Genomic DNA, 21,127 nt, shown 5'->3' with positions numbered 1-21,127 from the left:
CGGCTGAAGGTGCTTTAAATGAATCACACTCTATCCTTCAGAGAATGAGAGAACTTTCGATACAGGCATCAAACGGTACTGAAACAGATGATGATCGTGAAGCAGTACAGAAAGAGATAAGCCAGCTTCAGGAAGAGCTTACAAGAATTTCAAGTACAACAGAGTTTAATACAATGAAACTTTTAGATGGAAGTCAGGGCGGAACTTCATCTACAACAGGTTCAGGACCAAAGTTTGGTGTAATAGATGCTACATTAGATGGTGCACTTGTTACTTCTAATGTAGGAGGAATTAAAGTTGCGACAACAGCAACCTCAGATACAAAAGTTGGTCAGGAAACAGCAGTATGGGATGCTACAGGAAAAACATTAACTTTAAATCTTTCTTTAAATAAGGTTTATACTCAGGATGAGATTGATGGTCTTATAGCAAATGCCAAGCAGGAAGACAGTACAGCAACAGGTGCTCCGGCAGAAGTAAAAGTTACATTGAAGAATGGTATTTTTAATGCAGATGCCGCAACAACAGCAGGAACAGTAACTGCGGCTGGTGTGAAAGCAGTTTCTGATGAGGTAAATGTCGGTGCAGGAGGATTTGTTGGTGCAGATACTATTAAATTTACAGCTAACAAATATGGTGCAGAATTTAATAATACACAATTTCATTTTAAGTTTGATAAGGAAGCTGGAAAAGAAGAGGTAGAAACGGATACGGCAATTTCTATTAGCGCTACTAATGGTGTTACAGCAGGTGAGTATACAATTCATCTTGCAGCTGGAAAAGAATATACAGCTGAGGATTTAGAAGATATTCTTAAAACAGCGGGCTTTGATTTCGATGTGACTTTAAGTGGAGCTAAGCCGGATGAACCAAGTACATTGTTTGCAACAAGTGGAGCTACTACAATTGACGACCTTACAATGGGTGGTGGCACAGCCGGTGCAGGACTTGGAAGTACGAAAGCATTATGGGGTCAGGATGGATATGACGGTTCTTCTTCAGGTTCAGGAATTACACTCCAGATTGGTGCAAATGAAGGTCAGACTATGAGCTTTACTATTGACGATATGAGTGCAAGATCGCTTGGTGTAGATGGAAACAAAGTTGACCTTTCTTCTCAGGATGGAGCCAAGAAAGCTACTTCAACTATTGACGCAGCTATCAAGAAAGTATCAGCTCAGAGAAGTAAACTTGGTGCCGTTCAGAACCGTCTTGAGCATACGATTGCTAACCTTGACGCAGCATCTGAGAATACTCAGACCGCTGAATCTCGTATCCGTGATACAGATATGGCAGAAGAAATGGTTACTTACAGCAAGAATAACATTCTTTCACAGGCAGGACAGTCTATGCTCGCACAGGCTAACCAGTCTAACCAGGGTGTACTTTCACTTCTTCAGTAATAATCTGATGAAATATGGATAGATTTTGCTGGGTTGTTATTGCAGGATTTTTCATATGAAACAAAATAAATCGCTACGGAATATTACATACTATCGTATATTCTGTGGCGATTTTTAACATTATTGTATAAAAATATATTGACGGATAAATTTAACACTATCAAGGAGTCACCCACTTCTACTGCATAGAGCAATAAGTCGGGGTGGGGACTTGCCTGTATCAGCAGAGATACAAGCAATATACAAATAATGCATAAATACAAAAACTAGAATCGCAACCTTTTTCAACACACAGCAAGGATTGGGATATGCTTTCCAGCGAAGAACGTTAGAACATCGTCAGCACTTAGCGGGCGTATTATGCCCGCTTATGTACTGTTACGATGTTCTCCGAGGCGAGAGCCGCTTCTGAGTCGGAAAGCATATCCCAATCCTTGCGTCATATGATTCAAAAATCCCCCAACTTTTATCTTGCTTTTTACCTCCCCATTTGTTATATTTAACTATATAAAAACATAAATTATTTTATTTTTTGTTAAATAGCACAAAAACTTAAAAACACCCGAAAAATTATTTGGAGATATTTGGAGGAAAGTATGAATAAATTCAGTAAAAAGCTTGTGAGTTTAGGCACTTGTATAGCTATATGCAGTACTGCTGTTTTTGCAGGAGGGTGCAGCAGTTCAAAAAGTTCATCAGATGGAGGAGAAATTGACATGGAAGCACTTGAAAAAGAGGAGAAGGAATTAAAACCTGACTATACGGTAAGTTATGATGGCATAAAAACAGCATCTATAAGTGCTGGCGTGAGTGTGCACGATCCTTCTATATTAAAGGTTGACGATACATATTATATTTACGGCTCGCATATGTCTTCGGCTAAATCCACAGACCTCAGAAACTGGACGAGCATCGGTGACGGTTATGATTTGAGCAATCCGGTCTATAAAAATTTCCTGAGTAATGATGAGGCTTTCAAATATGCGGGCGGCGCATTTAGTGCGATACCTACAGATGACAACGGAACTCATGTGTGGGCACCCGATGTAGTATATAATAAGAAGCAGAAGAAATATTTTATGTATTTTTGTACATCATCAACATGGAATGCATCAAATCTCTGTTACGCAACATCAGATTCGCCGGAAGGACCTTTTGAGTGGAAAGGTGCTCTTATTTATTCGGGCTTTACATCTGATACACTCAAAGATACTGATGTACTTGATTATGTCAGCGAGGATTATGCAAAAAAACATTATATAAATGATAAAGGTGGAACCGAGGAGTACAATTATAATGAGTGTCCTAATGCTATTGACCCTACCACATTTTATGATGAGGACGGAAAAATGTGGATGGTATATGGCTCATGGTCAGGTGGAATCTTCCTTCTTGAGATTGATGAGGATACAGGAAAAGTCATTCATCCTAAAGCAGATGAGAAAAACAATGTCGATGCATATTTTGGAAAGAGACTTATAGGCGGTGGTCATGTTGCCATAGAAGGTCCGTGGATAGAATATGACAAAGAAGCCGGATATTATTATCTGTTTGTATCGTATGGTTCACTTGTAAGTAACGGAGGATATCAGATAAGAGTGTTCCGTTCAAAGAAAGTCGATGGCGATTATGTAGATATGAAGGGAAATACTCCAAAGCCTGATTCGGGAGATGAATCATTCTTCGGACTTAAACTTTCAGGAAATTATATGCTGCCAAGTCTTGAAAAAGCATATATGGCAACGGGACATAATTCAGCACTTATCGATACGGACGGAAAAAGATACATTGTAAACCACACAAGATTTGATGACGGCACAGAGGCACATGAACCAAGAGTCCATCAGTATCTTTTAAATGAAGACGGATGGCCATGCATGCTTCCTTATGCGACAGACGGTGAGACAGTTTCCGAAAAAGGTTATGATAAGGAAAAGATCATCGGAGAATATTATGTTGTAGATCAGGATACTACAGTTGATGGAAATATTGCAGAGCCGTTCAAACTTATCTTTACCGATAAAGGCAGCGTATTCGGAAAAGACATAAAGGGAATATGGACAGTCAAAGACGGTACATATTATGTGACCATAAAATATGGTGATGATGAGTTTAAGGGTGTATTCTGTGAGATGAATGACGAAGCCGGAACAAAATGTATGACATTCTCGGCTGTAAGCAAAAACAAGAGCCTTTGGGGTGTCAGATATTATAAATAGAGGATTCATAATATTTAAAGTGGTAAATAGATTAAGCAGCTTTATTGGTCGATACAACTTGATAAAATTTATGTATATGTTTTGGCTTATAAAGTTGTTATAAGATAGTCAGTGATTATCGGGAAGACGATTTCAAGGGAGGATTAACGATGGCAAAAAAAATGGATGCAAAGTTAAAAAGGCAGATAATAGATGTAAGTAAGAGCGTAGCAGCCTGGGTGCTCGTGACAGCGGCATCATTTGGGTACTGGCTTGTCGTACTGCTTATTGCCTCACTTGTGCTTCTGAATGTATGGCATGTAACATTTGATTCGATACTCAGATACTCATTTGTTCTTATGATAATAACATCAGTCGTTTATCTTGGAATGCAGATAAGAAAATGGGTGAGATGAGGTTAAGACTAATATAGCTTTCATGTTATGCCTTAAATATAAATACAGTAAAAAAATCTCAAATTTAAAATAATTTGGGATTTTTTTATTCTCAATTTTTTTATTAAATTTTAATTATTGAGATAATTGTAAACTAAAATGAATTTTGTTTAGTAGTTTCTAAAATTTTTTTTTGAAACAAATTAGTAAATTGTATTGTGCAAGGTGTATTAAGAAAGATACTGCTATCAGGTGGTTTTTATGTGCATATTGCTAAAAAGTGACTGAAATTTGTTATTAAGGTGAAAGAAATATACAACAATTTGACTATAATTGGCATTGACTTTTGTTCAAAATAATAGTAATATAAAATAAACTAAAGTAATTTATGAAAACATAAAAATACTTGAGCAAGAATTCTTGAAGGAGGAAGTTATGCGGCACAGAAAAATTGGAGGTAAGTTTAAGAAGACAGTCGCTGTTGGTTTGATAGTGTCTATGGCATTAGGCTCTGCAACACTTAGAAGTTTTGCCAAAGATGTGACAGATGACACATCAAAGACTACATCTGAATCTGACAGTTCAGATAAGAAAGAATCATCAGTGACTTCTGAGGAGTATTCCAGCGAGAGAATAGCTACTATCTATTCAAACATAAGCAAGGGATATACAGCCTCAGATTATACCGGCGATCCGGTGACTGTTTCAGAAGAAGATTCAGTTACGGCGGGCGGTAAGAAATACCTTACGACTAATGTTAAAGGGTATGAAAAGAGCAGTAAAGTTCTTGATTTAAAGAGCGGCAACAAAGTTACACTTGATTTTGATGTTCCGGAGGATGGTCTTTATTATATGAATTTTGATTATCTTTCATATGATGATTCGATTCTTCCGGTGTCAATGAAGATGAAAGTTGATGGAAAGTATCCGTTTTATGAATGTCGAAGCCTTGAGTTTGAGACGACATGGAAACTCAGTGATGAGCCTGCATACGACAGATATGACAATGAGACAGTTACTATTCCAAATAAGCAGATTCAGTGGGAGAGCAAGTATCTGATGGATTCAAGTTATCGTCACTCAGATCCGCTTAAAGTTCAGCTTACAAAAGGAAAACATTCGATTGAACTCAGTGTTGACGAGGGAACTTTCCTTTTAGGAAATATTTCACTTGAAGCACCTGCATCAGTTGAAGAGTACAGTGGTTCTTCTGACAAGGCTGATGGAAACGAGCTTATCACCATTCAGGGTGAGGATTACACGACAACGAACAGTTCTTCTATCCATGGTGTTGCCGAGTATGATACGAGTGTTGATCCATATCAGGCAAAAGATACAGTGTTAAATACACTTGATTCTGATTCGTTTAATACAGCAGGTCAGAGAGTATCGTATGAATTTGATGTTAAGGTAGCAGGAAACTATAAGATAGCAGCAAATTACCGTCAGTCAGAAAAAACTGATTTCCCGGTATTCTGTGATGTTGAGATTGATGGAAAAGTTCCAAACAGTGCATTTAAGGATTACAGCATGGCTTATACTACAAAATATAAGACAACTACAATGCAGGATTCAAAGGGCGAAGATTTAACTGTACATCTTGAGGAAGGAAAGCACACGATCTCATACACAATAAGCATGAATCCTATTTCATATATTATGGAAGAAATAGATGAAGTCATGTCGGATGTAAATGACCTTGCACTTGAGATTACAAAGGTTGCCGGTACAAATGCAGATAAGTATCGTGACCTTAAACTTTCAAAGTATATTCCAAATTTGGAAAAGACACTTTATGCATATTCAGACAGACTTACAGAACTTGAAAAGAGTGCGATAAAATGGAGTGAAAGTGATAAGAACGTAGCCGTTATGTCATCACTTCTTATCGCAGCAAAGCAGTTAAAGAGTTTGGCAGACAGCCCTGATTCAATACCTTACCGTATAGCAGAGTTATCAACAAGTTCAAACTCAGTAAACCATTATCTTGCAACTACGATCGATAACCTTATCGCAAATGATCTTGCCATCGACCGTATTTACATTTATCAGGATGGAGCAAAGCTTCCGTCTAAACCGGGATTTTTTAAATCATGTGCGATGAGCATATCAAGATTTGCTGCATCATTTACTGATCAGGCTTATTCGACAAAGAATACGAACAGTGACCATATTCAGGTATGGGTAAACCGTTCAAGCCAGTATGTACAGATAATGCAGAAGATGATCGATGAAAAGTTCACACCAAAGACAGGAATCAATGTTGATATAAGTATCATGCCTGACCAGTATAAACTCGTACTTTCAAATTCATCGGGAAATGCACCTGATGTTGCGACAGGTATAAACTATACGATACCTTATGAACTTGGTATCAGAGGTGCTCTTGTAAATATGGCACAGTATGATGACTTTAAGGAGTCTACAGATGGCTATGAGCCGGGATTCTTTATGACAGGTTCTATCAACGATGGTATTTATTCAATGCCTGAGACAATGAACTTCTGGGTACTGTTCTACAGGTCAGATGTTCTTGAAAAACTTAATCTTGAAGTTCCACAGACAATGGATGATGTAATAGACATGCTTCCTAAACTTCAGATGAGAGGTTTGAACTTCTATTATCCGACAGCAGGTATGACTCTTATGAGAAATTTCCATGGCACTACACCTCTTATCGTGCAGAACGGTGGTTCACTTTACGCTAAGACAGCAGCAGAGGGTACAGCACTTGGAAATGAGAAGTCAGTAAACGGATTTACAAAACTTACGGATTTGTTTACGGTTTACAATATGCCTGTAAATGTTGATAACTTCTATCAGCATTTCAGAAACGGTGATATGCCTATCGGTATCGCTGATTATGCAACATTCAACATGCTTACTAATGCAGCTCCTGAACTTTCAAGCTCATGGAAGGTTGCCCTTATCCCTGGTACTAAGCAGTCAGATGGAACTATCGACCGTTCAGTCTGCGGATGTGCTGAGAGCAGCGTAATCTTCAAGAGCAATGACGAGAGACAGAAGAAGGCATGGGAATTTGTTAAGTGGTGGTCATCAACAGAGACACAGGCTGAGTTTGGACAGACTATACAGATCACATATGGTGATGAGTACATCTGGCCTACAGCAAATACAAAAGCATTTGCACAGCTTCCTATAAATGCTGATACAAAGAAAGTTGTTGAACAGACAGCAAAGAATGTTAAGGACGTTGCGAGAGTTCCGGGTACATATCTTCTCGAGCGAGAGATGAGTAATACATTCAATGATATTGCTGTAAACGGTGACAATGAACAGACGCGTATAGACAAAGCGGTTAAGACCGTAAACCACGAGTTTGACAGAAAACTTGAGGAATTTGGATATAGTGACAGTAATGGCAAAGTAATAAAAGATTATAATATTCCGACTTATGAATCTGTGAAGAAGCTGCTTGGCAGAACAGATAGTGATGAATAATATGATCGGAGGGATGAGAAAGAATATGGCTAACGAAAATACAGAAAAATCAGTTAGAAAGCCCGGTAAAAAGAAAACCGGCATTAGAAAAAGAGAAAATTCAAATACAAACGGTTATCTCTTTATGCTGCCATATGCTCTTATGTTTGTGGTATTTATATTACTTCCGACAGTGTTGGCGGTTGTACTTTCATTCACAAACTTTAATGCGATTCAGTTCCCGAAATTTGTAGGATTTTTGAATTACATTACACTTATTACAAGTGATGAAGTATTTATGCAGTATGTATTGCCAAATACAGTATTGTATGCGGTTGTTGTAGGTATCGGAGGATATATATTATCCTTCGTGCTTGCATGGGCACTTTGTAACCTTACAAAAGTTCCAAGAACGATATTTGCCCTTATCTTATACTCACCAAGTATGACGGCAGGTGTTGCGATGACAGTTCTTTGGAAGGTTATCTTCTCAGGAGACCAGACAGGTCTTTTAAATGCATGGCTTATGAATCTTGGTCTTATCGACGAACCTATCATATGGCTTGTAAATACTAAATACCTCTTACCTATAGTTATCATCATAGGTCTCTGGTCATCAATGGGTGTAGGTTTCCTCTCAATGATAGCAGGTATCTTAAACTCAAACGAGGAGCTTTATGAGGCAGCAGCTATTGACGGAATCAAGAACCGTTTTCAGGAAATGATATACATAACTATTCCACAGATGAAACCACAGATGTTGTTCGCTGCGGTTATGGCTATCGTAAATGCTTTCCAGAACGGACTTATATCTACACAGCTTACAGGTAACCCTTCACCGGGATATGCGGCACAGCTTATCGTAAACCATATAGAAGATTACGGTTTCCTTAGATATGAGATGGGTTATGCAGCAGCAGTTTCAGTTGTATTGTTGTTGATCGTACAGATCTTCTCGAAAGCGGCAAATGCACTTTTGACGGAGAAAGACGATTTTTAAAAGAGGAGGAAAAAAGAAATGGCATATAAAGGCAAAAGAATTAATCCTCAGAAGTTTGAAAGAGGACAGATCAAGATTATCGCCATATTATTACCTCTCGTAATATTCATGGCATTACCAATCGTGTTTATCGCAAACCATGCGTTTAAGCCTATGGATGAGTTGTTTGCATTCCCACCTACATTCTTTGTAAAAAATGCGACACTTGAAAACTTTACAAAATTGATAAAATTCAGCCGTACGGCAGGTGTACCACTCAGCCGTTATGTATTTAACAGTTTGCTTGTTACAGGTCTTACTGTAGGATTATCACTTCTGTTTACGACATTCGCTGCCTTTGCACTTGCAAAATTAAAATTCAAGGGCAGACAGCTTATGATGGATATCAACCAGCTTGCATTGATGTTCGTTGCAACAGCAGTTCTTATACCAAGATACCTTGTTATCTGTAAAGTAGGACTTATCGACAGTATATGGGCACATATCTTGCCACTGCTTGCTTATCCTGTAGCACTTTTCCTTGTTAAGCAGTTCGTTGAGCAGGTTCCTGACTCACTTATCGAAGCAGCTTACATAGACGGTGCGACAGACTTTACGGTTTACAGAAAGATTATCATCCCGATGATAAAGCCGGCTATAGCAACAGCAGCAATCCTTGTTTTCCAGCAGGTATGGGTAAACATGGAAACATCAAACTACTATGTAAATGATGACAGTATGAAAACATTGACATTCTATATGAACTCGCTTGTCAATGTAAATAACACAGTATCCGGTCAGGGTATGGCGGCGGCAGCCTCACTTATATTGTTTGTTCCTAACCTCGTGTTGTTTATCATACTTCAGAATAATGTCATGAATACAATGGCACATTCAGGTATCAAGTAAAATGCAGCTAGAGGAGGAGAAGGAACAGACATTATGAAAAAGAATAATAAATTATTTAAAATTGTTTCTGTATTGCTCTTAGCATTCGTTATAACGCTGACTTCCGGAGCTGGTTCTGCATTAGTATCCGCAGAAACACCATACCGTACATTTACTAATGACGGTTATGGAAGAACGATGGAAACCCAGACAGCGTACCTTGCAAAAAAGACACTCATAAAGTTCGGTGAAGAATTTATGAGCAACCCGAGTGACATGTACATTACAGAGGACGGCACGATGTATGTAGCCGACACCGGAAATGGAAGAATTCTGGTTGGTACAGCAGATGGAAAATTATTGAAAATTATCGGTAAAGGAAAGTTAAAAACTCCTACAGGAGTATTTGTAACTGAAAATAAAAATATTTATGTAGCCGATAGAGATGGAAAAGCAGTTTATGTTTTTGACCAGAAAGGAAAGGTCATAAACAAATATACAAAACCAGATAGCCCGCTTTATGGTGACGGACTCGATTTCCTTCCACAGAAGCTGGTAGTAAACGATGCAGGTGTTATGTATATCGTATGTCAGTCAAATACAAACGGTATCGTTGAGATTTCACCAGAAGAAGGTGGAACATTCCTTGGATACTTTGGTACAAACTATGCGTCAGTAAGCCTTCAGACGATAATCTACCGTGCTATCCTTACTGATGAGCAGAGAGCAAAGATGGTAAGTAATATGCCGTCAACACCTGATAACCTTTCGATTGATTCAAAAGGTCTTATCTACACAGTAACGCGTGGTGATGAAAATCTTACTCTTAAAAGACTTAATATCGCAGGTACAAACCTTATCAAAAGCGGTGTAGATGACTATGATGAATCACCGGCAGCAGTTACGACAGGTAACCATGATAACATCTATGTAGCATCATCACAGGGTTATATCTATGAGTACAATAAACAGGGTGAACTCCTTTATGTATTTGCAGGTACTGATGATGGTACACAGCGAGTAGGTCTTTCTACACAGGTTACAAGTATTCAGGTAGATTCAAAAGACAATATTTATATTCTTGATTCTGATAAGAAACAGATTCAGGTATATGAGCCTTCAGAGTTTACACAGCTTTTACATAATGCACTTTACCTCTACTCAAAAGGTCATTACACAGAGAGCAAAAAGCCTTTACAGCAGGTTCTTCAGATGAACAGCATGTTTGACTATGCAAACAAGGCTATGGGACGTGCATATTTTCAGGAAGAAAATTACAAGATGGCACTTAAATATGCCAAACTTGCAAAAGATTATGAAGGATATTCAGATGCTTTCTGGGAGATAAGAAATGAATGGCTGAAAAATAATATCGTAGCTGCACTTATCTTAATAGTTGCGATATGGGCGTTATATAAGGTCGTTAAGGTGCTTGATCAGAAGAAAGCGATTCTTGCAAAGCCAAAAGCAGCTATGGCAAAATTCAAGGAAAACAAATTTGTTTCTAATGTATATTATGCTAAATATTATATGAAGCATCCTATAGATGGTTCGTACGGAATAGCGAGAGAAGGCAGGGCATCATGGTCTGCACCGTCATTTATACTTTTGATATTTATGATAGAATATGTTATCAATAAATATCTGTGTGGATTCTTACAGAAGACTATAAGAGAAGGAAGATACGAGATCTTCTCTGATATAGGAAAGATTATTATTGTAATGTTAGCGGTTACACTTTGTAACTATCTTGTATGTACTATCAATGAAGGTGAAGGTACGGTAAAGAAGATTTACACATACTTCTGCTATTCACTTCTTCCATATGTAGTATATATACCGTTTAGCTTTATTTTGTCACATATACTTACGACAAACGAGCAGTTCCTTATCACTCTGCTTAATTATGTTATCGTAGGATGGGTAGTAGTTCTCATAATACTTGGTATAAAAGAAGTAAATAACTACACGGCAAAAGAAACAGCAAAGATCATATTTATAACGATATTTACGATTTTAATTATGGCACTCCTCATATTCATAATTTATGTATTATGGGCTCAGGTATTTGAGTTTATCAGTGCTGTATTTGGAGAGGTGGTGTACCGATTTGGCTAAGAATAAGAAAAAAATTATAGCAATACTTAGTGCATTGGCGCTTATAGTTACGGCAGTACCGGTTATCTCACACGCAACAGGCGTTGATTCAGACAACGATGCGACATCGGAGTCAACGGATGCAGCAGGCTCATCTGATGCTTCATCTGAAAAGAAAGAGGAAGATACGAATCAGGTCAAGGATGATGGAGAAGTCGTCCAAGATGGTGCTGTAGGTAAGGTTGACAAGTCAAAATGGGTAACACTTAAAGATTACAAGCTTGTTGCCGAGAACGACACTTACAAAATGTATTTATATGAGCCTCGTCTTTCCATAATGCTTCAAAATAAGAAGACAGGAAAGATAATGGAATCTACACTCAGCGATGAGAAGGATGATGGTAACAGTAACAGTATATGGAATGGTTATATGAAATCAGGTATTGTAATCAATGCTATCAAAGATGCAAAGAACACATATCAGGTTGACCTTGTAAACAATTCTAATACAATAAATGTAAATGAGGAATCTGATGGATTTACGGCTGATATCTACTTTGATGAATATCAGTTCGGTCTCTCAGTAAGCGTTAAACTTGACGGTGAGGATCTTGTAGTATCAGTTCCTGACAAATCGATCAAAGAGGACGCAGAAGGAATTTATATTTCCACTATAAGTTTATTCCCACTTATGGGTTATACATACCTTGATGATGAACAGGGCTATATGCTTATACCTGATGGAAATGGAGCACTTATCAATCTTGACAATAAAGAGGGAAGATACACTACAGGATTTTCCCAGAACATTTACGGAAACGATGCAGGATTTGACGATTCTGAGGTAAAGACATATCTCTGGGATAAGATAGATATGATCGAGGATACAAACGAAGTTATAGCGCCTATCTTTGGTATGGCTCATACAAGGGAGAAGCTTGGATATATCGCGGTAGTAGAAAGCGGTGACAAGCGTGCAAGCATTGAGGCTCATCCAAATGGAGTTATGGTAAATTACAATCGTTGTTTCGCAAAATTTAAGTTAAGAGATATTTATGTACAGCCTCTTAACAACTCAAATTCAGGAACGATCACAAAAGCAGAAGAAAAGCGTACACACATGGATATGACAGTAAGATACATGATGCTTTCAGGTGATGATGCAAATTATTCTGCAATGGCAACAAGATACCGTAACTATCTCCTTGAAAAAGGACTTGTCACAAAGAAGGATGACTCTTACAACACAAGAGTTGATTTCCTTGGAACAGACAGAGAGGAGTTCCTTATCGGAACTAAGGCTGTCACAATGACAACTACAGACAATATTTCAGAGATATTTGGTGAGTTAAAGAAGAAAGGTGTTTCAAGTCTTATCTCAATGTACAAGGGATGGCAGAAAGGCGGACTTTACAATGTGCCTATCACAAAGTATAAGGCTGACAGACACATCGGAGGAACATCTAAGCTTACAAGTCTTATAAAAGATTCAGCAAAAGATAATTATCAGCTGTATCTTTACAATGATGCTTTAAGGCTTAATCCTTCTACAAACAAAATGACATATGACATGATAAAGCAGGTGAACAAGAGAACTTTCAAAGAGGAAGAAAAGAAGGAAGTTTATGATACTTTCTATTATCTTATACCATCGAAAGCAAATGCTGATCTAAAGAAGTTTGTATCATCATATACAGATGATGGTGTTAAGAATCTTGCAGTAGCAGGACTTAGCAATACGATCTTTTCATACAGCTTAAAAGGAAAATATTATACAAGATGCAATACAGCAGAGGATAATGAAAAACTTATAGATGATATTGCAAAGAGTACTAATCTTGTACTTGAACAGCCTGTAGCTTATCTCTGGAAAGATACAAATGCTTTCCTTGATATGCCTCTTGGTTCATCAGATTATATGTATGTTGATGAGGAAGTACCTTTTATCTCAATGGTACTCAAGGGAATAATTCCTATGTATTCAAATTATGTAAACTTTGAAGCTAACAAACAGGAATTCCTCTTACAGATGGTTGAAGCTGGTGTATACCCTTCATTCTATGTAACTTATGAAAACTCATCAGACCTTATCTACACAAACTCATCAGATCTTTACAGTACAGAGTACAAGACATACAAAGATACTATTGCTGAGTATGATAAGGATTTAAGAGAAGTCAACGAACTCACAAAGGGTTCAACAATTAAGAGTCATGAGAAACTTAAAAACGGAGTTACGGTTGTAACTTATGACAACGGCGTAAAGATTTTTGTGAACTATACAGAAGTTTCAAGAACGGTAGACGGAGTTAAAGTTGGACCTATGTCATATTCATATAAGGCAGGTGAGACGAATGAGTGAAGAGATGAGTAAGAAGAAAAAATTGACAAAAGAAGAAAAGCAGCAGTTAAAACAGCTTAAAAAGAGTGCAAAACCTGGAAAACTCGCTAAGAGAGATGCGATTACGGGAATACTCTTTATATCTCCTTGGATAGTCGGAGCACTTTTATTCCTTGCTTACCCATTGATCACATCATTCAGGTATGCATTAAATAATATCCGTATCACTCCAATGGGAATGAACTTTACATTTGTAGGTTATGGAAACTTTACACAGATACTTTTATCAGAGTCAGATTTCCTTACGACACTGATAGACTATGTGGTATCAACGATAATCTCAGTACCTATCATCGTAGTATTTGCACTTATAATTTCTATGATGCTTAACCAGAAGATAAAAGGAAAAGGATTTTTCAGACTTATCTTTTTCCTTCCGGTTATCATAGTAAGTGGTCCTATCCTTGGAATGTTAAATGCTCAGGGAGCAGGAAGTATCACATCTATTGATACACAGGCTATCACGGAAGCAATTAAAGGATTTTTACCGACAGCACTTGCAACACCTATCTCAGATCTTTTTGAGAATATGGTAACGATCCTCTGGTATTCAGGTGTACAGATACTTATCTTCCTCTCAGCATTGCAGAAGATTGACAGGGCAATGTATGAGGCAGCCAAGATTGACGGTGGTTCAGGCTGGGAGTGTTTCTGGAAGATAACACTTCCAAACATCAAACCGATGATACTTTTGAACCTTGTTTACACTATAGTATTTATCTCAAACAACGATCAGAACTCGATAATAGGACTGATAAAAGATGCCATGTTTTCAGGAACAGAGGAAAAAGGATATGGATATGCATCAGCAATGGCATGGCTGTATTCACTTGTAGTTCTTCTTATAGTAGGTCTGTTCTCACTCGTATTCTTTGCTAAGAAGGATGTATATGAGAAACAGGTTAAGAGAGCTAAGAAGGCACATAAGAAAGAACAGCGCCAGCTTAAGAAGATAGAAAGGAGGAGCGCAAGAAATGCTAAAAAGAACGCAAAAGCAGCAGCCTAGCGGGGCAGCACAGGCAGTAGTATCAACACAGCCAAGATTCACAAAAGAAAAAGTCCGTAAATTCCTTTTAGGCTCAAAGGAAAGGGAAGGATTTTTAAAGGTATTTGTAATATATGCACTCCTCATCTGTATCGGATTCATATACATTTATCCGATTCTTTATATGGTGAGCCAGAGCTTTATGACACTTGATGACCTGCTTGATTCTTCTATCAACTGGATTCCATCAAAACTTAATTTAGATAACTATAAACAGGCAGCACAGAGTATGGACTTCTGGAAGTCTTTTGGACAGAGTATCATTATTGCTGGAGCACCTACGCTCTGTAACCTTCTTTCTTGTTCTGTTATCGGATACGGACTCGCACGTTTTGAGTTCCCTGGAAAGAAAGTAGTACTTGCAATTATCATCTTTACCTTTATACTTCCAAGTCAGGTTACAATGATTCCTACATATGTGCTTTACTCAAATATGGGTATCCTTGGAACAATCTGGTCATTTGTACTTCCTGCACTTTTAGGTATGGGAATAAATGCACCGATATTTATCCTGATATTCTGGCAGTTCTTCAGACAGGTGCCAAAGGTACTTATCGAAGCAGCTCAGATAGATGGAGCAGGATATCTGAAATCATTCTTCAGAATCTCACTCCCATCAGCATCACCAGCTATCATCACAGTATCTCTTTTCTCTTTTGTATGGTACTGGAATGAATCATACCTTACACAGATGTATGTATCAGGTGTTACAACAAAATCAGGCTGGTCATCACTTGTAATCAAACTGGGTGACTTCGCTTCAAATTATTCAGAATATGCACAGACAGCTACAACAGCAGTAACGAGCATAAATGAATCTATCAACATGGCAGGAACAATGCTCAGTATCCTTCCGCTTCTCGTAATGTACTTTGTCCTTCAGAGATACTTTGTTGAGAGTATTGACAGAACAGGTATTACGGGTGAATAAAGCGCGAAGAGTACTTCTAGAGGCTGCGAAGTACGCAGCCAAAGAAGTACTAACTTCGCACAGAAAAACGCAAAAACAGAATTTATTTTGTATTCAAGTTTTTTTGCTCGAATTAAGTGAAAAGTAAAAAACCACTAACGCAGAGTTTTGTGTTGGTGGTTTTTTTGTATTTTCTGTGAATAAAGATGTATAAATTGTAAATGGATTCATAAAAAGTTAAAATATTTCACAAAAAACTATAGCAATTGTGAAAAAAGTGTGATATAATGGACAACAACAAGGGAGATACAAGATATCGAATTTTTAAGGAGGATTATTATGAGGAAAAAACTTATGGCACTTCTGCTTGCTGCGTCTATGGTTGTAGGTCTGACAGCATGTGGAGGTAACAAGAACAGTGGCACTTCATCGAATAGTGCGGCAAAGGTTTCCAACGAGTACGATGAACAGGAAATCAATGGAATCAAGTACAAAAAAGCAAAGGATATCACAAGTGACAATATCGAACTTACATATTATCACTTCGATCAGGATGAGACAGTTAAGTATCTTGCAGACCGTTTTATGAAAATTTATCCAAACATTAAGGTAAATGTTAAATATCAGCAGGTATCTAAGTACAATGATTCATTGCTTACAATGGTATCAAACAAGGAAGCTCCTGATGTAATCATGTTCTCAGATGCAGATTTCGCGCTTACAAACATGCTTGTACAGGATATTTCACCATACTGGAACTCAGATGAGGAGACAAAGGAAGTTGCATCAACAGTTAATGACTGCGGACTCGGATGTTACGGAACAGATAAGAGATACGCAGTACCTGTTAAGTTCTTCCCTGGTGTTATGTACATTGACAGAAATGTGTTATCAACGCTTAATGTTAAAGCACCTTCAAGAAACTGGACATGGGATGACATGATCAAGCTCATCAAAGATACTACAGTTAAGAAGTCATCAGACGGTATGGCTTATTATGGATGTGGTTACTACAACAGACTTGATTCATACTATGGAATCGCTGCTAAGCAGACAGTACAGGGTGAATTTGGTTTCGATGGAACACAGTTTGACCTTTCAGCATGGGCTAAAGGTGAGCAGCAGTTTGCTGAACTTAAACAGGGCGGATATATCGCACCTCAGACACAGACACTTGATATGGAGAACTGGATGGGATCTGCTGATGCATGGTGTGGAGCTTCAAGCCATGTAGCACTCTTTACAGAAGCATTCTGGACATATCAGGGAACATGGGCTACAGATGCATTCAAGAAATACAACCTTGATATCGTACCTTATGTAATTCCAGCAGTAAGCAAAGAGGATGCATCAAAAGATCATCACTCAATCGCAACTATCGACTTTGGTGGTGTTACAACATCTTGTAAATATCCTCGTGAAGCATATGAACTTCTTAAATTCATGAGCTTTGGACAGGACGGATGGAAGACAAGAATCGAGCTTTACAATGACGAGAGTAAGAAAAACTCATCAGGACTTGCACTTAAATATGATGTAATGCCAGCACCTATCACAACTAACTCAGACATCTGGAATGATTACATCAAGATGTACTGCAAAGGTATGGATGATGAGCATGTTAAACTTTGGAAACAGTATTTCGCAAGCTGCATGCAGCCAATCCCATACGGCTGGACAAGTATCGCAGGATACTGGAACTACTGTAATGAATACTTCAACAAGATTGATATTCATACTAAAGTTGACAGTGGAGAGAAGAAAGCTGCTGACTATGTAGACGAGGCAACTTCAAAGGCTAACTACTATCATGCAAAAGCAATGCTTAAATATTTCGGAAAGAGCGGATATGATGTACTCTCAGATGAAGATATTGCTAAGTATGAGAAGATGGAAAAAGAAAATAAATAGTTGACCGGACTGAAACAAGCGGATATATCTTAAACGGAAGTTTAAGAAAATGATAAAAGATAATGGGAGATACCTATTCTGGGTGTCTCCCATTTATTTTGTTCTTTGTGATATGATTTTTGGCTCAAAAGGCATTTTGTCTTAAGCTGATGCCACGGCTGTTGTATTGATATCTGCTTTTTGAGTTTTGCATAAAAATTTCTCTGATATATATTTGTATGTAAATAGATATAAATTTATCAAAAAAAATAACAAAAACTGTTGTAAAATATTATAAATTGAGGTATAATTTAATTGATATTAAAATATTTTAGTAAAAAGTAAACTTAAAAAGGAAAAGGAGAAAACGAATGGCAGAGAATATGGAAATTAAATACAATGAACCGTGGATATTGCAGAGAGCTGATCCATTTGTATGTAAAAAAGACGGATGGTATTATTTTACTGCGTCAATACCAAGTTATGATTGTATAGCACTTAGGCGTTCAAAGACACTTAATGGTCTTAAAGATGCGGAAGAAGTTGTTGTTTGGAAGAAGCATGAGAGTGGAATCATGAGTAAACATATCTGGGCTCCTGAACTTCATTACCTTTTCGGAAAATGGTATATTTATTTTGCGGCAGGTGAAGTAGATGATATATGGAATATCCGTCCATATGTGCTTGAGTGTCAGGGAGCTGATCCTATCAATGATGAATGGATAGAGAAAGGCAAGATGCAGAGGGCCGATGATGATATATTCTCATTTGAAGCATTTTCACTTGATGCTACTATATTTGAAAATAAAGGAAAATATTACTATGTATGGGCTGAAAAAGTAAGCGTTGGTCCACAGATCTCAAATCTCTATATTGCTGAGATGGAATCAGGATATAAACTTAAGACAGTTCAGGTACTTCTCACAACACCTGATTATGATTGGGAGCGTCATGGTTTCTGGGTAAATGAAGGACCGGCAGTCATCAAGCATGGCGGAAAACTGTTCCTCACATATTCAGCAAGTGACACAGGTGTAAATTATTGTATGGGTATGCTTACCGCTGACGAAGATTCAGATGTACTTGATCCATTGTCTTGGAAGAAGGAGAGATATCCTGTACTCAAGACAAATGAGGAACTTGAGATATACGGACCGGGACACAACTCATTTACTGTCGATGAGGACGGAAATGATGTCATGGTATACCATGCAAGAAAAGAAGCCGAGATAGAAGGAGATCCTCTCTACAATCCTAACAGACATGCGATGCTTATGAAGGTTCGCTGGGATGAGGATGGAAGACCGGTATTTTCTTACAAAGACTGATTGAATAGTCGATTTTAATTTGTAATTTATAAGTAGTATACGCCATTTGTCATATAGATGTTTTGGTGAAATTAAGGTGTCAAACACTCAGTTTCGTCAGATATGAGCATACGACATTTGGCGTGTTGTATATAAAAATAAAAAAGAAAGGGAGATTGAAATGGCAAAACTTATTATTAACGAGAACAAAGAATTAAGCACGATAGAGCCGGAAATCTACGGTCACTTTTCAGAGCATCTCGGAAGATGTATCTATGAGGGAATCTATGTTGGAGAAAACTCTGACATACCTAATGTAAACGGTATGCGTACAGATGTAGTTGAGGCATTAAAGGAACTTAAAGTACCGATGCTTCGCTGGCCGGGTGGTTGCTTTGCAGATGAGTATCACTGGAAAGATGGTATCGGACCAAAAGAGACTAGAAAGAAAATGATAAACACACATTGGGGTGGTGTTGTTGAGGACAACAGTTTCGGAACGCATGAGTTTATGGAACTTTGCCGTCAGATAGGCTGTAAGACTTATGTAAACGGAAATCTTGGAAGCGGAACGGTTCAGGAGATGTCAGAATGGGTTGAATATATGACATTCAATGGCGTATCACCTATGGCAGACCTTAGAAAAGAAAATGGTCACGAGGAACCGTGGAAGGTTGATTTCTTTGGTGTAGGTAACGAAAACTGGGGCTGCGGCGGAAATATGACACCTGAGTACTACGGAAATGAGTACCGCCGTTATCAGACATATGTTAGAAATTATGATCCTGAAAAACCTATAAAAAAGGTTTGCTGTGGTGCAAATGTTGATGATTATTTCTGGACAGAGGGTGTTATGAAGACATGTTTCAGCCATGCAGAGTGGGCACATGGATTTATGGACTACCTGTCACTTCATTATTATGTACATCCGGAAGGATGGGAGATAAAGGGAAGTTCGACGGACTTTGACGGTGAAGTATGGTATAAGACGCTTAACAAGGCACTTCATATGGACGAACTTATCACAAGACATGGAACTATCATGGATAAGTATGATCCTGAGAAGAAAGTAGGAATGTGTGTTGATGAGTGGGGAGCATGGTATACCTGTGAGCCGGGAACAAATCCGGGATTTTTATATCAGCAGAACACTGTAAGGGATGCACTTATAGCAGGAATCACACTCAATATCTTCAATAAGCACAGCGACAGAGTTAAGATAGCAGCACTTGCACAGATGGTAAATGTACTTCAGTCAGTTCTTCTCACAGAGGGTGACAAGATGATAAAGACACCTACATACCATGTAATGCATATGTACAGACATCATCAGGGGGCAAAACTTCTTGAGAGCAGTGTGACAGGAATAGATGAAATCGGACCTGATGAATGGAAAGTTCCAAAGGTAACAGAGTCTGTATCAAAAGATAAAGACGGTGTTATCACTATCACGCTTAATAATCTTTCAATCGAAGCAGCAGAGGAAGTGGAGATACAGCTTGCAAACGGTGAGTATAAAGTGGTAGAGTCACGCATAGTAACAAACAGTGATATGCATGCACATAATACATTTGAAGCACCTGAGGAAGTAGTAGAGAAAGACTTTACTGATTATGAAGTTAAAAACGGAAATATCGTAGTAAAACTTCCTGTAAATTCAGTAGTAGAGATAAGACTTCAGAAATAAAAATAAATAGACTACAAATAAAAATGTACTGTATTGGGGCTGTCGCACGAAGCACTATTCATACAATATGTAGATAATAAATCTGTTATTAATATCTACATATTGTATAGATTATACTTAATGCGACAGCCCCGACAGTACATTTCTTATATATGGGAAAAGAGGAATATTATGGCACATATATGTAAAAAATGTTTTCTGCGTGAAATGGCGGAAGAAGATGCAAAAATGATAGAGAAGTATAAGAATGGTATTAAGAAGATTGACCGGGTATCTGAGGAGAAGTATGAGGAAAGACTTGCGGTCTGCAGGGAGTGTGATCTTCTTAATGCAGGGACTTGTGGGGCGTGTGGGTGTTATGTGGAACTTAGAGCTGCGGCGAAGGTGGGGAGGTGTCCGCATAAATTTTGGTAGGGGGGATTTTGCTTGGGGAAGTGACGACAAACAGGGCTTATATATGTTCTTAGGCGGCACGCTTGCGCTATA

General features: G+C 38.0%; 14 protein-coding genes. All 14 read left to right on the top strand.

All coding sequences use genetic code 11. The features are described from left to right. Positions 1 to 1,403 (top strand): flagellin (locus KQI69_RS10605; protein ID WP_216564706.1); only part of this gene is annotated, 1,403 nt, incomplete at its 5' end. 596 nt (positions 1,404 to 1,999) lie between these two features. Then, positions 2,000 to 3,622, top strand: a complete 1,623-nt coding sequence (locus KQI69_RS07385; RefSeq protein WP_253289054.1) for a glycoside hydrolase family 43 protein — start codon at positions 2,000 to 2,002, stop codon at positions 3,620 to 3,622. 149 nt (positions 3,623 to 3,771) lie between these two features. Next, complete coding sequence (locus KQI69_RS07380; protein WP_216564705.1) at positions 3,772 to 4,017, top strand: hypothetical protein; 246 nt, start codon at positions 3,772 to 3,774, stop codon at positions 4,015 to 4,017. A gap of 414 nt (positions 4,018 to 4,431) precedes the next feature. Then, positions 4,432 to 7,458, top strand: a complete 3,027-nt coding sequence (locus tag KQI69_RS07375) for an extracellular solute-binding protein (protein ID WP_253289053.1) — start codon at positions 4,432 to 4,434, stop codon at positions 7,456 to 7,458. 25 nt (positions 7,459 to 7,483) lie between these two features. Continuing rightward, positions 7,484 to 8,437: a carbohydrate ABC transporter permease gene (locus KQI69_RS07370; protein WP_216564704.1), complete on the top strand. Its 954-nt coding sequence runs from the start codon at positions 7,484 to 7,486 to the stop codon at positions 8,435 to 8,437. Positions 8,438 to 8,455: 18 nt separating this feature from the next. Beyond that, positions 8,456 to 9,325, top strand: a complete 870-nt coding sequence (locus KQI69_RS07365; protein ID WP_216564703.1) for a carbohydrate ABC transporter permease — start codon at positions 8,456 to 8,458, stop codon at positions 9,323 to 9,325. 33 nt (positions 9,326 to 9,358) lie between these two features. Continuing rightward, a complete protein-coding gene (locus KQI69_RS07360; RefSeq protein ID WP_216564702.1) occupies positions 9,359 to 11,422 on the top strand; it encodes a YIP1 family protein in 2,064 nt (687 codons plus the stop codon). Beyond that, complete coding sequence (locus tag KQI69_RS07355; protein ID WP_216564700.1) at positions 11,415 to 13,763, top strand: DUF5696 domain-containing protein; 2,349 nt, start codon at positions 11,415 to 11,417, stop codon at positions 13,761 to 13,763. The genes KQI69_RS07360 and KQI69_RS07355 overlap by 8 nt, the downstream gene beginning before the upstream one ends. Continuing rightward, positions 13,756 to 14,808 (top strand): carbohydrate ABC transporter permease, encoded by a 1,053-nt coding sequence (locus KQI69_RS07350; protein WP_253289052.1) that lies wholly within the window; start codon positions 13,756 to 13,758, stop codon positions 14,806 to 14,808. The genes KQI69_RS07355 and KQI69_RS07350 overlap by 8 nt, the downstream gene beginning before the upstream one ends. Beyond that, positions 14,777 to 15,778, top strand: coding sequence for a carbohydrate ABC transporter permease (locus KQI69_RS07345; RefSeq protein ID WP_216564698.1), 1,002 nt, complete (start codon positions 14,777 to 14,779; stop codon positions 15,776 to 15,778). The genes KQI69_RS07350 and KQI69_RS07345 overlap by 32 nt, the downstream gene beginning before the upstream one ends. A gap of 318 nt (positions 15,779 to 16,096) precedes the next feature. Then, complete coding sequence (locus tag KQI69_RS07340; protein WP_216564697.1) at positions 16,097 to 17,668, top strand: ABC transporter substrate-binding protein; 1,572 nt, start codon at positions 16,097 to 16,099, stop codon at positions 17,666 to 17,668. Between the two features lie 350 nt (positions 17,669 to 18,018). Continuing rightward, positions 18,019 to 18,975 (top strand): family 43 glycosylhydrolase, encoded by a 957-nt coding sequence (locus tag KQI69_RS07335; RefSeq protein WP_216564696.1) that lies wholly within the window; start codon positions 18,019 to 18,021, stop codon positions 18,973 to 18,975. Between the two features lie 160 nt (positions 18,976 to 19,135). After that, positions 19,136 to 20,641 (top strand): alpha-N-arabinofuranosidase, encoded by a 1,506-nt coding sequence (locus KQI69_RS07330; protein WP_216564695.1) that lies wholly within the window; start codon positions 19,136 to 19,138, stop codon positions 20,639 to 20,641. A 171-nt stretch (positions 20,642 to 20,812) separates the two neighbouring features. Continuing rightward, positions 20,813 to 21,055 (top strand): DUF6171 family protein, encoded by a 243-nt coding sequence (locus KQI69_RS07325; protein WP_216564694.1) that lies wholly within the window; start codon positions 20,813 to 20,815, stop codon positions 21,053 to 21,055. Positions 21,056 to 21,127 lie beyond the last annotated feature (72 nt).

This window comes from Eubacterium sp. MSJ-13, from assembly GCF_018918235.1.
Classification (GTDB): Bacteria; Bacillota; Clostridia; order Lachnospirales; family Lachnospiraceae; genus Butyribacter.
Note: the sequence above shows the minus strand (reverse complement) of the source record. Positions and strands in the feature narration are given on the sequence as shown.

What these genes read in the sequence shown, in the direction of transcription:
- KQI69_RS07380 (WP_216564705.1), top strand. Translation starts at nt 3,772, where the DNA reads ATGGCAAAAAAAATGGATGCAAAGTTAAAAAGGCAGATAATAGATGTA.
- KQI69_RS07375 (WP_253289053.1), top strand. Translation starts at nt 4,432, where the DNA reads ATGCGGCACAGAAAAATTGGAGGTAAGTTTAAGAAGACAGTCGCTGTT.
- KQI69_RS07350 (WP_253289052.1), top strand. Translation starts at nt 13,756, where the DNA reads ATGAGTGAAGAGATGAGTAAGAAGAAAAAATTGACAAAAGAAGAAAAG.
- KQI69_RS07370 (WP_216564704.1), top strand. Translation starts at nt 7,484, where the DNA reads ATGGCTAACGAAAATACAGAAAAATCAGTTAGAAAGCCCGGTAAAAAG.
- KQI69_RS07385 (WP_253289054.1), top strand. Translation starts at nt 2,000, where the DNA reads ATGAATAAATTCAGTAAAAAGCTTGTGAGTTTAGGCACTTGTATAGCT.
- KQI69_RS07330 (WP_216564695.1), top strand. Translation starts at nt 19,136, where the DNA reads ATGGCAAAACTTATTATTAACGAGAACAAAGAATTAAGCACGATAGAG.
- KQI69_RS07335 (WP_216564696.1), top strand. Translation starts at nt 18,019, where the DNA reads ATGGCAGAGAATATGGAAATTAAATACAATGAACCGTGGATATTGCAG.
- KQI69_RS07360 (WP_216564702.1), top strand. Translation starts at nt 9,359, where the DNA reads ATGAAAAAGAATAATAAATTATTTAAAATTGTTTCTGTATTGCTCTTA.
- KQI69_RS07340 (WP_216564697.1), top strand. Translation starts at nt 16,097, where the DNA reads ATGAGGAAAAAACTTATGGCACTTCTGCTTGCTGCGTCTATGGTTGTA.
- KQI69_RS07325 (WP_216564694.1), top strand. Translation starts at nt 20,813, where the DNA reads ATGGCACATATATGTAAAAAATGTTTTCTGCGTGAAATGGCGGAAGAA.
- KQI69_RS07345 (WP_216564698.1), top strand. Translation starts at nt 14,777, where the DNA reads ATGCTAAAAAGAACGCAAAAGCAGCAGCCTAGCGGGGCAGCACAGGCA.
- KQI69_RS07365 (WP_216564703.1), top strand. Translation starts at nt 8,456, where the DNA reads ATGGCATATAAAGGCAAAAGAATTAATCCTCAGAAGTTTGAAAGAGGA.